This is a genomic window from Streptomyces sp. NPDC051104 (genome assembly GCF_040682835.1).
In the GTDB taxonomy this organism is placed as follows: Bacteria; Actinomycetota; Actinomycetes; order Streptomycetales; family Streptomycetaceae; genus Streptomyces; species Streptomyces cynarae.
Genome location: NZ_JBFBBS010000002.1, coordinates 269,105 through 283,959, shown reverse-complemented (window position 1 = coordinate 283,959; position 14,855 = coordinate 269,105). Strand labels below are relative to the sequence as shown.

Genomic DNA, 14,855 nt, shown 5'->3' with positions numbered 1-14,855 from the left:
GGCACCGGTGAACGACCGATACGACGGATACGCGGGCGGCGACCAGTACGAGCTCGTCGGCTACGACGAGTTCGGGCAGCCTGTGTACCGACAGGTGCCCGCACAGCGCACCCCGCAGGGCTACGACCCGTACGGCACACGGCCCGATCAGCAGCACCAGGTATACGGCTACGACCCGTACGCGACCGGCACTCAGCAGTCCGTGGGGCCCTACGACACCGGCCGACAGCAGCCCGTGTCCTCCCATGACACCGGCCGGCAGCACCCCGCCGCCCCTTACGACCCGTACGGCACCACGACCGCCGCCGGCCACGACCCCTACGGCCGGGCCGCGACCAGTGGTCAGCAGCCGCGCGTCACCGAACAGACCGCCTACATCCCGCACCAGGCCGGCCCGGCCGACAGCGCCCCGGGGCACGCGCCGGGGACCGGCTTCGCCGACGACGGCACGCCCGCAGGCGGCGAGACCTCCGAGAAGGAGCCGCACGGCGACCGCGACTACCGCACCGAGCAGTTCGCCTTCGTCGAGGAGCCCGACGGCGACTCCGAGGACGTCATCGACTGGCTGAAGTTCACCGAGAACCGCACCGAGCGCCGCGAGGAGGCCCGCCGCCGCGCCCGCAGCCGGATCATCGCCCTGGCCGTCGTGCTCGCCCTGGTGGCGGTCGGCGGCGTCGGCTACCTCTGGTACGCGGGCAAGCTGCCCGGCCTCTCCTCCGGCGGCAGGTCCGGCACGACGACGACGGCCGCGACCGCCCAGAACCGCGACGTGATCGCCGTCCACCTGCACAACACAAAGGGCGGCGGCACCTCCACCGCGCTGCTCGTCGACAACACCACCACCAAGCAGGGCGCCACCGTGCTGCTGCCCAACTCCCTCGCCCTGACCTCGGACGACGGCAGCACGACCACCCTCGCCAAGTCGGTCGGCGACGACGGCTCCTCCGGCACCAGCGACGCCATCGACTCGGTCCTCGGCACCAGGATCGAGGGTACCTGGCGCCTCGACACCCCCTACCTGCAGAACCTCGTCGACCTCGTCGGCAACATCGAGGTCGACACCAACACCGACGTCCCCGACCCCGACGCCAAGAAGAAGGGCGGCGCGCCCCTCGTGCACAAGGGGCAGGACCAGACCCTCAGCGGCACGATGGCCGTCGCCTACGCCACCTACCGCGCCACCGGGGAGTCCCAGGACGCCCAGCTCGAGCGGTTCGGCCAGGTGATGCAGGCGGTGCTGCGCAAGATGTCCTCCGACCCGCAGGCCGCGACGACCACCGTGCAGACGCTCGCCCAGATCCTCGACCCCTCCCTGACCGACCAGGACCTCGGCACCTTCCTGGCCAAGCTCGCGGAGCACGCCAAAGAGGGCGACTACAAGACCGCACTGCTGCCGGTCCAGTCCGACGGCACCATCGGTCAGAAGGCCACCGACACCGTGGTCAAGACACTGCTCGGCGGCACCGTGAAGAGCCCCCAGGCCGGTGACACCGTCCGGGTCGGCATCAAGAACGCCACCGGTTCCCAGGCCGCCGCCGAGCAGGCCCGTGTCGTCCTTGTCAACGGCGGCTACACCTCCGTCGACGCCGGCACCGGCCCAGCCCAGGCCACCTCTCAGGTGACCTACGCCGACGACGGCGACAAGCAGAACGCCATCGAGGTCGCCAAGACCCTCGGCCTGCCCACCAGCGCCGTCAAGAAGGGCACGGGCGCCTCGAACGCGAACGTCTCGGTGGTGCTCGGCAAGGACTTCCCGTCCTCGTGACGTGGGCCACGCCCCGGCCGCCGGGGCGTGCTCCATTAATCACATGGGGTGCCGTCGGCGGTCCGTGAGACCCTTGAGGTATCACTGACCGCCGACGGAAAGCCTTGTAGTGACCGCCACGGACCGCTCTCTGGAACTCATCAACACCGCCGCCCAGGCGGCCGCCGACAAGCTCGCGCACGACATCGTCGCCTACGACGTCAGCGACGTGCTGTCGATCACGGACGCCTTCCTCCTGGCATCGGCCCCCAACGACCGTCAGGTCAAGTCGATCGTCGACGAGATCGAGGAGCGGCTGCTGAAGGAACTCGGCGCCAAGCCGGTACGCCGCGAGGGCGACCGCGAGGCCCGCTGGGTGCTCTTGGACTACGTCGACATCGTGGTGCACGTCCAGCACAGCGAGGAGCGCGTCTTCTACGCCCTGGAGCGGCTGTGGAAGGACTGCCCCGAGCTGAACCTGCCGCCCGACGCCAACGCCACCCGCGGCAAGGCCGCGGAGCACGCCAGGCTGCAGGCCGCCCAGGACGCCGCCGAGCTGGACGCGGAGCTGGGCGGGGAGCTGCGGTGACGGCAGCGGGCACCGAGACGGGGAAGAAGGGCCGGGGGCGCCGAATCATCCTGTGGCGCCACGGCCAGACGTCCTGGAACGTGGAGCGCCGCTTCCAGGGCTCCACGGATGTCGAACTGACCGAGACCGGCATCGGCCAGGCCCGCCGCTCCGCGCGCCTGCTCGCCTCGCTGAAGCCGGACGCCATCGTCGCCTCCGACCTCAGGCGCGCCGCCGCCACGGCCGCCGAGCTGGCCACGCTCACCGGCCTGGAAGTCACCCTCGACGAGGCCCTGCGCGAGACGTACGCGGGCGTCTGGCAGGGACTGACCCACGAGGAGATCATCGCCCGGCACGGCGAGGAGTACACCGCCTGGAAGCGCGGCGAGCCCGTCCGTCGCGGCGGAGGCGAGCTGGAGACCGAGGTCGCCGAGCGGGCCGCCCCCGTGGTGCTCCGCCATGCCGAGAAGCTCCCCGTGGACGGGACGCTCGTCGTGGTCAGCCACGGCGGCATGATCCGCACCACCATCGGCCGCCTGCTCGGTCTGGAGGCCCACCACTGGGAGAGCCTCGGCGGTCTCTCCAACTGCTGCTGGTCCGTCCTCGGCGAAGGCACCCGCGGCTGGCGCCTCCTCGAACACAACGCGGGCACCCTGCCGGAACCGGTCCTCGGCGACGACGACTGAGCGGCCTCGCGGCTGCTCCGGACCCGGATTTCACTTTCTGGCAGGTCGCAGGCTAAAGTTCTTCTTGTTCGCGCCGCCGAGCGGGGCGAAACACCGTGCGGCTCCGCCGCGTGGCACGAGGGGCTATAGCTCAGTTGGTAGAGCGCCTGCATGGCATGCAGGAGGTCAGGAGTTCAATTCTCCTTAGCTCCACGGATCGGCACTCTGTTGAGTTGTCAAAGATCGATGATCAGGATCCCGTCCCGTCAAGGGGCGGGATTTTCTGTGTCCCACATGCGGACGCCCTCCACGGCCGCCTCGTCCGACGACGGCCACAGCCGCTGCCTCCGCGCCCTGAGCAGTGCGACCTTCTCGCGAGCCTCCTCGTTCTCCGGCGTGTACGCCACGATCCTGCACTCCGGCATTCCGTCGAGCGACAGCGACAGCGAGGTCATCCCCAGCTCGCCCACCGCCTTGTGACGGAAGGTCTTCACCCGCGGCCCGGGCGGGATCACCTCGCCGCTCGCCCACAGCTCCGCGAAGTACGCACTGGCCGCCGACAGCTTGCGTATGAAGTCCTCCCACGCCGGCTCGCCCACGTGTCTGCCGTACGCGGAGCGAAGGGTGGCCACCATCACCGGCAGCTCCCTGTCCCGGTGCACCACCGGGCAGACCTCCTCGGGCACCGTGAACAGCGTCCACAGCGCGTTCGCCGCGCCGATGTCCGGCGTCCTCGGAATCCGGAACAGGTCGCCGTAGGCGGCGTTCGTGGCGAGGACGTCGTAACGCGAGTTGTAGACGGCCGCCGGACGCGGGTCCAGGGCGTCGATGACGTCCTGCACGTCCTGGCCGACCCGCTGGGGCAGCCCCTCCCCGCCCCCGTCGTAGGGCACCTCCGCCAGGTGGTACAGGTGCTCGCGCTCCGGCCGGTCCAGGCGCAGCGTGCGCGCCACCGCGTCCAGGACCTGCGGCGAGGCGTTGATCGGGCGGCCCTGCTCGAGCCATGTGTACCAGGTCACGCCCACCCCGGAGAGCTGCGCCACCTCCTCGCGGCGCAGGCCCGGTGTCCGGCGCCGCAGTCCCGGCGGCATGCCCACGTCGGCCGGTGTCACCCGGGCCCGCCTGCTGCGCAGGAAGGCGGCCAGCTCCGGCCTGCGGCGCTGTGTCGTCGTCATGGTCCCCACATCCCCCGTCTCCATCGTCGGGAGCGGAGCCGGCCGCTGCCAGGTGCTGTCGGTACCAGCATCGGCGGGCTCTCGTCACCCGTGTCCGCCCGTCGTCAGGCTCGCAGGCATGACGACAACCTCAACGGGTCCCGGATCCACCCCCGGAACCCGACCTGCGACCAGTAAAACCCCCACCACTGACAATCGCCCCGGCCGGCTGCTCGCGGGCGTGCTCACCGCCCAGTTCATGGCCCTGCTCGACGTCTTCATCGTCAACGTCGCCGTACCCACGATCGGTTCCGACCTCCACGCGAGCGGCGCCGGACTGCAGCTGGTGGTCGCCGGGTACTCCATCGCGTACGCCGTGCTGCTGATCACCGGTGCGCGCCTCGGCGACCTGCTCGGCCACCGCCGGGTCCACCTCGCCGGGATCGCGGTGTTCACGGCCGCCTCGCTGGCCTGCGGACTGGCCCGGGGAACGGGGGAGTTGATCGCCTTCCGGCTGGTGCAGGGCGCCGGGTCGGCCGTGATGATCCCGCAGGTGCTCAGCCTGATCCAGCGTCACTTCACCGGTGAGGCGCGGGCCAAGGCGCTCGGGGCCTACTCCGCCGTCCTGGCCACCGGTGCCGCCGCCGGGCAGGTGCTCGGCGGCGTCCTGGTCAGCGCCGACCTGTTCGGCGCGGGCTGGCGGCCGGTGTTCCTCGTGAACGTGCCCGTCGGCGCCGTACTGCTGGCCGTCGGCAGCCGTGTCCTGCCGCGGGACGACGCACACGCCGGGGAACGCTCGCACGGCCTCGACCTGCCCGGCCTGGTGCTGCTCGGCGGGGCCGTCTCGCTGCTGACCGTGCCGCTCGTGCTCGGTCAGGAGGAGCACTGGCCGCTGTGGTCCTGGCTGTCCCTGGCCGCGGCCGCACTGGCCTTCACCCTGTTCCAGGCATACGAGTCCCGGCTCGCCCGGCGCGGCGGGGCGCCGTTGATCGCGCCGAGGGTGTTGCGCCACCCCGGTATCGGCCTCGCGGTCTTCCGGCTGCTGGCCGTGATGGCGGTCAACGCCGGTTTTCTCTTCTCGCTGACCCTGCACATCCAGGGCGGCCTCGGCTACAGCGCCCTGCGGGCCGGGCTGACCTTCGCGCCGACCACCGTGGTGTTCGGGCTGGCCGGTCTGACCTGGCGGAAGTGGCCGGCCTCCTGGCAACGCCACCTGATCCCGGCAGGGTTCGTCCTCACCGGCCTGTCCCTGACCGGGGTGGGCCTCGCGCTGCATGGCGGGAGCCACGGCGGAGCCGGGCTGTACGCGGCCTCCGCGGGCGTCGGGGTGGGCCTTGCGCTCGCCTTCAGCCCCACCCTGACCAGGGCCCTCGCCACCGTGCGGCCCGAGGACGCGGCCGACGCCAGCGGCCTGCTCGCCACGGTCACCCAGCTCGGCCAGCTGATCGGTGTGGCGGCCTTCGGCGCACTCTTCCTGAACCGGCTTGAGTCACTGGGGGCCCCTGGGGCGTATACCTCTTCGGACGCGCTCCTCGTGTGCACGTACGCGCTGGCCGCGACGGCCACGCTGGGTGCCGTGTCCGGACTGGTACGAAGGCGTCGCTGACCGTATTGGCCCGGCCGTGGCAGAATCAAACGGCCGGAAGGGGGCGCGGCCCGACGGGAGGGAGTAGCGATGCCAGGGAGCATCCGCGGGGAGGTCCACGATCTTCTCGCAGTGGCGGTGACACGTCGGAATGCCACCCTCCTCGACTGCCCCTCGTGTGGCTCGTCCCACGTCGCCCAGGTGCTCGGCGACAACGGCGGAATCTCCTACGTGTGCACGGCCTGCGGCCACAGCTGGAGCTGATCGATGGGTGCACACAGGCGGAAGTGCGACTGGTGCGGCAGTGGCACGCCGATCGTCCGTGACATGGAGCCGGTCAACCCGGACTACCAGTACTGGTGCGAGGAATGCGCACGGGCACTGATCATAAAAGGCGACCCGATCGAGACCTACCGGGAGCTGGAGGGGGAGCCGATCTACGGCCGCCTCCTGGACGAGCACTGCACGCTCAAACGCTTCTACTCGTTCGCCACGGCCTGACGCGGGGGACGCGGGAAACGATTTGGTGTTCCACCCGGTGGACCGTGTAATGTTGGCGTCGCCGCCGGGGGAAACCGGGCGACAAGGTCGATACGCGGTTCCACCGCGTGGCCGCAAGGGGCTATAGCTCAGTTGGTAGAGCGCCTGCATGGCATGCAGGAGGTCAGGAGTTCAATTCTCCTTAGCTCCACAGAATGTGAAGGCGGTTCATCCGAGGGATGGGCCGCCTTCGTCGTGCGCTCGGCGTAGGCGGCCGCGGACACCCGTGCGAGCGGGGAGGACGGCTGTGCACGCCGGGAGGACAGTCCGCGTACGCAGGTGCGCGCACACGAAACGGCGGGCCACCCGGTGAGGGTGGCCCGCCGTTTCGTGTGGTCAGCGACCGAGGGTCCGGTCAGCGCCCGAGGGCCCGGCGTCCGCGGCCCTGCGACAGCACGGGCAGGTTGCTGCGCGACGGCCCGGACCGGGTGTCCTCCTCGATCCGCAGCGCGAGCGCCGGGCAGCGGCGCACGGCCCGCAGGGCCTTCGCCTCCGCGTACAGCGGCACCGGCGCCTGGGCGACCGTGGGGAAGCCGTCGGCGCCCAGTTCGAAGACCTCCGGGAGGATGTCCGCGCACAGTCCGTGGCCGCGGCACAGCGTCCAGTCCACGTAGATCTTCTGCCGGCTGGCCCCAGCCTCCGGCTCGGCCTGTCCGCCGCCCGGGATGCCCGTCGGGGCCCTGCCGCCCTCGAACAACGGCAGCACGCCCTCCACGGGCCTGCCGCAGCCGTTGCCGAGGACGTGCGCGGCCAGGTCGTCCGTGAACGCCTTGATGGTCGATTCCAGGAACATCGCCGAGCCGTCCGGGTGCGAGCACGCACCGCGCCTCTTCACGGCCTTGGCGACCTGCTTGAGGGCCTCCAGGGCGGCCGGACCGCCGCCGTTGAGGATGTCCTCCATACCGCGGGCCGCAGCCGGCAGACCGAGGTAGCAGGGGCCGCACTGGCCCGCGCTCTCCTCGGCCAGCCACTTCGCGACCTGCAGGGACTCGCCGAGCGGGCAGGTCTCCTGGCTGATCGGCAGGATCGCGCCGGCGCCGAGCGAGCCGCCGACGGCGTCCAGGGAGTTGCGCGAGACGACCGCTTCGTTGACGGTCGTCGCGTCGATCCACTTGCCGTGGTAGCCGCCGGTCAGGACGCCCTGCGGGACCGGCGGGGCGCCGGCCAGCTGGAGCACGTACCGCAGCGGGACGCCCGTGGGGACCTCGATCACCATGGGGCGGTTGACCGCGCCCGAGACGGTGAGCATGACGGTGCCGGGCTCGTCGTACAGACCGGTGTTGCAGTAGCGCTCGGCGCCGATGCGCGCGGCGATGGCCAGCTGGGCGAACGTCTCGGCGTTCGACAGCAGCGTGGGCGCGCCGCCGACCCCGCTCTGCGAGGCGCTGGTCTTGCGCCCCGGAGGGATCGCCGGACCGCCGTCGATCGAGCGGATCAGCGAGGCGGCGGCTCCGGTGACCATGCGCACCGGATTGCGCTGCACGCGCGCGCGGATGGGCGCGCCGCGCCGGTCGCTCAGCCCCCGCTCGGCCAGCGCCTGCTCCATCGACCGCTCGGTCGAGGCCCGTGTCACCCCGACGACGAGCGTGCGGGCGCCCAGGGCCTCCGCGACCAGCAGGGCGCCGTCCAGGATGAGGTGCGGGGCACGGTTGATCAGCACCGTGTCCTTGCGGCAGGCGGGCTCGTCCTCGCTTCCGTTGACGACCACGACCGGCCGGATGCCGCGGCGGATCGCGGACTTGGCGACCGAGCGCAGCTTCTTGTGGAAGGGGAAGCCGGCGCCGCCGCGCCCCTTGAGGTTGATCTGCTCGGCGAGCTGTGCGAGCTGCTCTCCGCCCATCGGCTCGAGCGGGCCGTGCACCTTGAGGTGCATCGGCAGGTCGAGTCTCTCGACAAGGTCGAAGCCCGACGTGAGCTGCGGAAGCCCGACCACCCGGACTTCTGGGACGTCGGGCAGGGCCTCGTTCACTTAAAGCCTCCGGAAGGCGCGTTCCAGGGTTCGCCGGCTCCCGGCGTGTCGAAGGCGCCGGGGAACGTTTCCGCTGCGGGACCGCTGTTGTACGTGTTGTTCGAGTTGTACGTGCCGAACGGTACGTTCGTCTCACCGGTGTCGTACATCTCACTCGCGCCGTATCCGTTGTATCCCGGATTGCCATAGGCCGGGATGGTGTATCCGGTGTCCTGGAGCGGGTCGTACGCGGAGGGGGGCGCCTCCCCGACCGGCGGCGGTGACGGGATCGGCCAGCTGCCCGAGGTGCTGCCGCCGGCGTCGACGCGCGGCATGGCCTCGGTGGCCTGTGTGTCGTACAGGTCCATGCGCTGGGTCGCGTCCGGCATCATCGGTGTCTGCGCGCGCGGGGTGGCCGACGTGGCCCGGTAGGCGGCCGCGAAGCCGTTGCCGGGCTCCGGGGTCATGGTGCGGGCTGCGGGAGCCTCGTACAGGGGCGTCGAGGGCTGCGGGGGGACCAGACCCTCCAGGCCGCCGGCGCGGTCCGCCGAACGCCCCGAGAAGCCCGCCAGGGGGGCCGCCGCCTCCGCGTTGCGGGCGCGGCTGGCGTCCAGTCCTTCGCGTCCCGCCATGTCACCGCCGCCGACGATCGCGAAGACCCTGTCGGCCACCTTGCGCTTGAACGGGCGCGGCGCGGCGCGCAGGGCCAGCGCCCCCATGACCCCGAGCAGGCACAGCTCGTAGGACACCATGAAGAACGGCTTCGCCGCGCGTCCCGCGTACAGGCCGTGCACGAGCGCGGCGCACCAGGACGGGTAGGCCAGCATGTGCATCGCCCGCCAGCGCGCCGCGACGGGCGCCGGGGTCGCGAAGTTGCTGCGCAGTGCGCCGGTGATACCCACGAAGATCATGAGGAGGCCGGCCAGGGAGCCGAGGCCGATGAGACCGGCCGAGCCGCTGACGCCGAGGCTGAAGGGGATCAGCGCGGCGATCAGCACCGTGTGTTCGAGCGCGATCTTGACCGTGACGTGCACCAGGAGGAACGCGATCGAGGCGACCGCGGTGGTCCGGTGGACGGCCTGCGCCACGATCCGCTGGCGGGTGTTGAGGAAGATCCGGTCCTGAGCGACGAGCCCCCAGATCACGGAGCAGCTGAGGGAGACGAGCGAGAGCACGCCCGCTCCGAAGTTGAGGAAGTCCCGGACTGCGTTCCCGCCGGACAGCACGATGACGGGTATGAGCAGCAGCACCACAGCCGACGCCACGCCGTAGGCCGAGCGGCCCGGCTTGGGGAGCGAGCTGTTACTACGTGGAGGGTTCATGGGGGCAACTCCGAACAGTTTCGGGAAGGCGGTCCCGCTGCCGCACTCTAGGTGGCTCCAAACCGAGCGGTACGTGGTTTCAGTTATTGCCCTGTTATCAAAGGGCGCGGGCGTGGTTGCGATGTCCGATTAGCTACTGTTACGCGAAGTAATATTTGAATTGGAATCAGCCTTTCGTGACGTTCCCCACCCGACCGTCGATGTCTGAGTACGGCTGCGATCGGTGTTGGGTTCATCCGGTTCGCTCCGAGTCCGCTCCGAGTCCGCTCCGAGTGGTGTCCGAGTCGGGTCCGAGTTCGATCCGGGTCGGCCCGGGTCGTGCCAGGGTGGCTCCCGGTCGGGCCCCGGGTGCGCCCCGGGGTGCCGTCGGTGGCCCGTCGCGGTGCGCTCGGGCGCTGCGGTACCCTGACGCCATGCGTGCCGTACGCCTTCTGCTTAGCGAGCCGCGCTGATCAGTCCCGACCACCGGGCGAATCCGATGGTCGGAATCGGCGCGGCGACCCCTCCTGTGCGAGGGGCTTTTTCATTTCCGCCGGCAGAGACGATCTATGGAGCTTTGAGGATCATGAGCGAGACGAACCCCGCTGCCGCCGCCGTGTCGGCGGAGGCAGCGCCGCACCGCTACACGGCCGCTCTGGCGGCCGAGATCGAGGCACGCTGGCAGGACTTCTGGGACGCCGAGGGCACCTATGAGGCGCCGAACCCGAGCGGGGACCTGGCAGGCGATCCCGAGCTGGCCGCCAGGCCCAAGAAGTTCATCATGGACATGTTCCCGTATCCCTCGGGTGCCGGCCTGCACGTCGGCCACCCCCTGGGGTACATCGCCACCGACGTCTTCGCCCGGTTCCAGCGCATGACCGGCCACAACGTCCTGCACACTCTGGGCTTCGACGCCTTCGGCCTGCCCGCCGAGCAGTACGCCGTGCAGACCGGTACGCACCCGCGCGTGTCCACCGAGGCCAACATCGAGAACATGAAGTCCCAGCTGCGCCGGCTGGGCCTGGGCCACGACAAGCGCCGGTCGTTCGCCACGATCGACCCGGACTACTACAAGTGGACCCAGTGGATCTTTCTGCAGATCTTCAACTCCTGGTACGACGAGGAGGCCCGCAAGGCCCGCCCGATCTCCCAGCTGATCGCCCAGTTCGAGTCGGGTGAGCGTGGGATCCCGGGCACCACGCGCGCGTGGAACGAACTGACCGCCGCCGAGCGCGCCGACGTCCTGGGCGAGTACCGACTGGCCTACGCCTCCGACGCGCCCGTCAACTGGTGCCCCGGCCTGGGCACGGTCCTGGCCAACGAGGAGGTCACCGCCGACGGCCGCTCCGAGCGCGGCAACTACCCGGTCTTCAAGGCCAAGCTGCGCCAGTGGAACATGCGCATCACCGCCTACGCCGACCGGCTGCTGGAGGACCTGGAGGAGCTGGACTGGCCCGAGGCGATCAAGCTGCAGCAACGCAACTGGATCGGCCGCTCCGAGGGTGCCCGGGTCGACTTCCCGATCGACGGCGAGACGATCACGATCTTCACCACACGCCAGGACACCCTGTTCGGCGCCACCTACATGGTGCTGGCACCTGAGCACCCGCTGGTCGAGAAGTTCACCCCCGAGGCGTGGCCCGAGGGCACGCACGAGGTGTGGACCGGCGGTCACGCCACGCCCGCCGGGGCCGTCGCCGCCTACCGCGCCCAGGCCGCCTCAAAATCCGACGTCGAGCGGCAGGCCGAGGCCAAGGACAAGACCGGCGTCTTCACGGGCGCGTACGCCACGAACCCGGTCAACGGCGAGAAGATCCCCGTCTTCGTCGCCGACTACGTGCTGATGGGCTACGGCACCGGCGCGATCATGGCCGTCCCGGCGCACGACAGCCGCGACTTCGCCTTCGCGCGCGCCTTCGAGCTGCCGATCCGCTGCGTCGTGGAGCCCACCGACGGCCGCGGCACCGACCCGTCGGCGTGGGACGACGCCTTCGTCTCCTACGACGCGAAGATCGTCAACTCCTCCGGTGACTCGGTGAAGCTGGACGGTCTGGGCGTCACCGACGCCAAGGCGCGCATCACCGAGTGGCTGGAGCGCAAGGGCATCGGCGAGGGCACGGTCAACTTCCGCCTGCGCGACTGGCTGTTCAGCCGGCAGCGCTACTGGGGCGAGCCCTTCCCGATCGTCTACGACGAGGACGGCGTCGCCCACGCGCTGCCCGAGTCGATGCTGCCGCTGGAGCTGCCCGAGGTCGAGGACTACTCGCCGCGCACCTTCGACCCGGACGACGCCGACACCCAGCCCGAGACCCCGCTGTCGCGCAACCAGGAGTGGGTCAACGTCACCCTGGACCTGGGCGACGGCCCGAAGAAGTACCGCCGCGAGACCAACACCATGCCCAACTGGGCCGGTTCCTGCTGGTACGAGCTGCGCTACCTGGACCCGCACAACAGCGAGAAGCTGGTCGACCCGGCCATCGAGCAGTACTGGATGGGCCCGCGCGAGGGCATGCCGCACGGTGGCGTCGACCTGTACGTCGGCGGCGCCGAGCACGCCGTGCTGCACCTGCTGTACGCGCGCTTCTGGTCCAAGGTGCTGTACGACCTGGGGTACGTCTCCTCCGCGGAGCCGTTCCACAAGCTGTTCAACCAGGGCATGATCCAGGCCTACGTCTACCGCGACAGCCGTGGCATCGCGGTGCCGGCCGCCGAGGTGGAGGAGCGCGACGGCGCGTACTACTACCAGGGCGAGAAGGTCACCCGCCTGCTGGGCAAGATGGGCAAGTCCCTGAAGAACGCGGTCACTCCGGACGAGATCTGCGCCGAGTACGGCGCGGACACCCTGCGCCTGTACGAGATGGCGATGGGCCCGCTGGACGTGTCGCGGCCGTGGGACACGCGCGCGGTGGTCGGCCAGTTCCGGCTGCTGCAGCGGCTGTGGCGCAATGTCGTCGACGAGACCACCGGTGAGGTCACCGTCGTCGACGCCGAGCCCGACGAGGACACCCTGCGCGCCCTGCACAAGGCCATCGACGGCGTGCGCCAGGACCTGGAGGGCCTGCGGTTCAACACGGCCATCGCCAAGATCACCGAGCTGAACAACCACCTGACGAAGGCGGGAGGCTCGGTGCCGCGCTCGGTCGCCGAGTCGCTGGTGCTGCTGATCGCTCCGCTGGCCCCGCACATCGCCGAGGAGCTGTGGCGCAGGCTGGGCCACACCGACTCCGTCGTCCACCAGGACTTCCCGGTCGCCGACCCCGCCTACGTCGTGGACGAGACCGTGACCTGCGTGGTCCAGGTCAAGGGCAAGGTCAAGGCGCGCCTGGAGGTTCCGCCCTCGATCTCCGAGGAGGAACTGGAGAAGGTCGCGCTGGCCGACGAGAAGGTGGTCGCGGCCCTGGGCGGCGCGGGGATCCGCAAGGTGATCGTGCGCGCGCCGAAGCTCGTGAACATCGTCACGGCATAGCGGCCGTCGCCTCGGGCGACCCGTGCCGCCCTTGTCGGGGTAGTCCCCTACGGGCAGGTTCGGGGTTCTTCCGGAACCCTGGGCCTGCCCGTTGCGTTTACCGTGGAAGAGCGGTGAGCAGCCGCCCGGCCGACCGGAGGAGGAGCGTTGTGGAAGCCGTTCTGACCGTCATCGCGCTCCTGTTCGTGCTGTGCCTCGTCCTCGGCGTGTATGCGACGGTGAAGGCGGTCGGCGCGGCGAAACGCGGCGTGGACCGTACGATCGCGCAGGCCCGCCGCACGGTGGAGGACACCACCCTGCGCGCCAGAACCCTCACCCAGCCCGGCCCGGCGGGTGAACTCGCCGAGCTGCGGCTGAGGCTGCGCACCTCGATGCGCGCAACTCAGGACGCCCTCCACGCGGGCGTCACCGAGGACGCGTCGCTGAAGGAGGCGCTGGGCCTCTTCAAGCGCCTCAGCGCGCACGGACACGAACTGGACGCCGAGCTGCGGCGCCTGGAGGCGGAGCCGGACCGGCAGGCGCTGGTCTCCCGACTGCCCGAGCTGCGCGAACGGACCGAGCGTGTCACCCGGTCGGCGGACTCGCTGCGCTGGGCCGCCCATGACAGGGCACGCCGGTTCGCGGACGACGACCTGGACGCGCTGAGCGCCCAGATCGATGTGGAGGCGGGCGCCCTGCGCCACTGGACCAGAGAGCAGCCGACGGGGTCCGCCCCGTCCTGGCCCGAGGCGCCGGCGCCGGAGGACGCGGCCTCCTCCCAGGCCTGGCCGGAGACACCCGAGTCGCGTACGGCCCGGGAGCAGACCCGGCCGGCGCTCGGCCCGCGCACCCAGCGGCCCGTGTACCCCTGGCAGAGGAAGCCCCGCCCCGAGAGCACCCGATGATCGCTCCACGGACCGTCCAGGTCGGCGGGGTCGGTCTGCCACCGGCGCGTTCCGGCAGGTAACCTCCAGCTCATGTCCCGCCATGTCGCGATCGTCACCGATTCAACGGCCTACCTGCCGCCGCGGACGATGGAGCGCCACGGCATCACCGCGGTGCCCCTGACCGTGGTCCTCGGCGACCAGGCACTCGAAGAGGGCACCGAGATCTCCGCCCGTTCCCTGGCCCAGGCCCTGCAGAAGCGACGGCCCGTCACCACCTCCCGGCCCAGCCCGGAGCAGTTCGCCGAGACCTACCGCAAGGTCGCCGCCACGGGGGCGACCGACATCGTCTCGCTGCACCTGTCCTCCGAGTTCTCCGGCACGTACGACGCCGCGGTGCTCGCCGGGCGCGAGGCTCCCGTGCCGGTGCGCGTGGTCGACACCGGGATGGTCGCGATGGCCCTCGGCTTCTGCGCGCTGGCCGCCGCTCAGGCCGCGGAGGCGGGCGGCACGGTCGACGACGCCGTCACGGCGGCGGAGAAGCGGGCCGCGGACACCTCCGCGTACTTCTACGTCGACACCCTGGACTATCTGCGGCGCGGCGGCCGGATCGGCGCCGCGCAGGCGCTGCTCGGCTCGGCGCTCGCGGTGAAGCCGCTGTTGCAGCTGAGCGGCGGCCGTATCGAGTTGCTGGAGAAGGTGCGTACGGCGTCCAAGGCCATCGCCCGCCTGGAGGAGATCGTCGCCGAGCGCGCCGGCAACGGGCAGGTCGACATCGCGGTCCACCATCTCGCCGCTCCGGAAAGGGCGTCGGCGCTCGCCGACCGCCTGCGCGCACGGGTGCCCGGGCTGGCCGACCTGCATGTGAGCGAGGTCGGGGCGGTGATCGGGGCGCACACGGGACCGGGTCTGCTGGGGGCCGTGGTGTCGCCTCGGTGACGGGGTCACACCGGTACCTGGGGCGATGGTGACTCATGTGGGTGACGGAGTTATCCACAACCGGGCAGTAATCCCCGGGAAT

The 14,855-nt window shown here is 70.9% G+C and carries 11 protein-coding genes and 2 tRNA genes; 10 read left to right on the top strand and 3 right to left on the bottom strand.

Features of this window, described 5'->3' with window-relative positions; genetic code table 11:
* Nucleotides 1–7: 7 nt before the first annotated feature.
* The 4 genes from AB0N14_RS05955 to AB0N14_RS05940 all read left to right on the top strand — a co-directional run bounded on the left by AB0N14_RS05955 (nt 8) and on the right by AB0N14_RS05940 (nt 3,190).
* A complete protein-coding gene (locus AB0N14_RS05955; RefSeq protein ID WP_366024482.1) occupies nt 8–1,765 on the top strand; it encodes an LCP family protein in 1,758 nt (585 codons plus the stop codon).
* 109 nt (nt 1,766–1,874) lie between these two features.
* A complete protein-coding gene (gene rsfS / locus AB0N14_RS05950) occupies nt 1,875–2,333 on the top strand; it encodes a ribosome silencing factor (protein ID WP_366024481.1) in 459 nt (152 codons plus the stop codon).
* The gene (locus AB0N14_RS05945) at nt 2,330–2,998 is read left to right on the top strand and encodes a histidine phosphatase family protein (protein WP_366024480.1); all 669 of its coding nucleotides are present in this window, start codon (nt 2,330–2,332) and stop codon (nt 2,996–2,998) included. Before rsfS ends, AB0N14_RS05945 begins: the two co-directional genes overlap by 4 nt.
* Nucleotides 2,999–3,117: 119 nt before the next feature.
* Nucleotides 3,118–3,190 (top strand) — tRNA-Ala (locus tag AB0N14_RS05940).
* 53 nt (nt 3,191–3,243) lie between these two features.
* On the opposite strand, the gene AB0N14_RS05935 is transcribed toward AB0N14_RS05940, so the two are convergent.
* A complete protein-coding gene (locus AB0N14_RS05935) occupies nt 3,244–4,152 on the bottom strand; it encodes a helix-turn-helix transcriptional regulator (protein ID WP_366024479.1) in 909 nt (302 codons plus the stop codon).
* A gap of 220 nt (nt 4,153–4,372) precedes the next feature.
* Between AB0N14_RS05935 and AB0N14_RS05930 the strand changes: the two genes are divergently transcribed.
* The 3 genes from AB0N14_RS05930 to AB0N14_RS05920 all read left to right on the top strand — a co-directional run bounded on the left by AB0N14_RS05930 (nt 4,373) and on the right by AB0N14_RS05920 (nt 6,407).
* Complete coding sequence (locus tag AB0N14_RS05930; RefSeq protein ID WP_366024478.1) at nt 4,373–5,737, top strand: MFS transporter; 1,365 nt, start codon at nt 4,373–4,375, stop codon at nt 5,735–5,737.
* A 246-nt stretch (nt 5,738–5,983) separates the two neighbouring features.
* On the top strand, nt 5,984–6,217 hold the full coding sequence (locus AB0N14_RS05925) for a hypothetical protein (RefSeq protein WP_016643127.1): 234 nt from the start codon (nt 5,984–5,986) through the stop codon (nt 6,215–6,217).
* Between the two features lie 117 nt (nt 6,218–6,334).
* Nucleotides 6,335–6,407, top strand: a tRNA-Ala gene (locus AB0N14_RS05920).
* A 204-nt stretch (nt 6,408–6,611) separates the two neighbouring features.
* Here AB0N14_RS05920 and AB0N14_RS05915 read toward each other — a convergent pair.
* Nucleotides 6,612–8,225, bottom strand: a complete 1,614-nt coding sequence (locus AB0N14_RS05915; RefSeq protein ID WP_366024477.1) for an NADH-ubiquinone oxidoreductase-F iron-sulfur binding region domain-containing protein — start codon at nt 8,223–8,225, stop codon at nt 6,612–6,614.
* Nucleotides 8,222–9,526: a cytochrome b/b6 domain-containing protein gene (locus tag AB0N14_RS05910; RefSeq protein ID WP_366024476.1), complete on the bottom strand. Its 1,305-nt coding sequence runs from the start codon at nt 9,524–9,526 to the stop codon at nt 8,222–8,224. The genes AB0N14_RS05915 and AB0N14_RS05910 overlap by 4 nt, the downstream gene beginning before the upstream one ends.
* Nucleotides 9,527–10,091: 565 nt before the next feature.
* Between AB0N14_RS05910 and leuS the strand changes: the two genes are divergently transcribed.
* From leuS to AB0N14_RS05895, 3 genes are all read left to right on the top strand, one after another.
* Complete coding sequence (leuS, locus tag AB0N14_RS05905) at nt 10,092–12,971, top strand: leucine--tRNA ligase (RefSeq protein WP_366024475.1); 2,880 nt, start codon at nt 10,092–10,094, stop codon at nt 12,969–12,971.
* Nucleotides 12,972–13,120: 149 nt separating this feature from the next.
* Nucleotides 13,121–13,855, top strand: a complete 735-nt coding sequence (locus AB0N14_RS05900; RefSeq protein WP_366024474.1) for a hypothetical protein — start codon at nt 13,121–13,123, stop codon at nt 13,853–13,855.
* 72 nt (nt 13,856–13,927) lie between these two features.
* Entirely contained in the window at nt 13,928–14,773 is an 846-nt protein-coding gene (locus tag AB0N14_RS05895) for a DegV family protein (RefSeq protein WP_366024473.1), read from the top strand.
* Nucleotides 14,774–14,855 lie beyond the last annotated feature (82 nt).

Coding starts and splice junctions, on each gene's coding strand:
- AB0N14_RS05935 (WP_366024479.1), bottom strand. CDS start 4,152: ATGACGACGACACAGCGCCGCAGGCCGGAGCTGGCCGCCTTCCTGCGC.
- AB0N14_RS05925 (WP_016643127.1), top strand. CDS start 5,984: ATGGGTGCACACAGGCGGAAGTGCGACTGGTGCGGCAGTGGCACGCCG.
- AB0N14_RS05910 (WP_366024476.1), bottom strand. CDS start 9,526: ATGAACCCTCCACGTAGTAACAGCTCGCTCCCCAAGCCGGGCCGCTCG.
- leuS (WP_366024475.1), top strand. CDS start 10,092: ATGAGCGAGACGAACCCCGCTGCCGCCGCCGTGTCGGCGGAGGCAGCG.
- AB0N14_RS05895 (WP_366024473.1), top strand. CDS start 13,928: ATGTCCCGCCATGTCGCGATCGTCACCGATTCAACGGCCTACCTGCCG.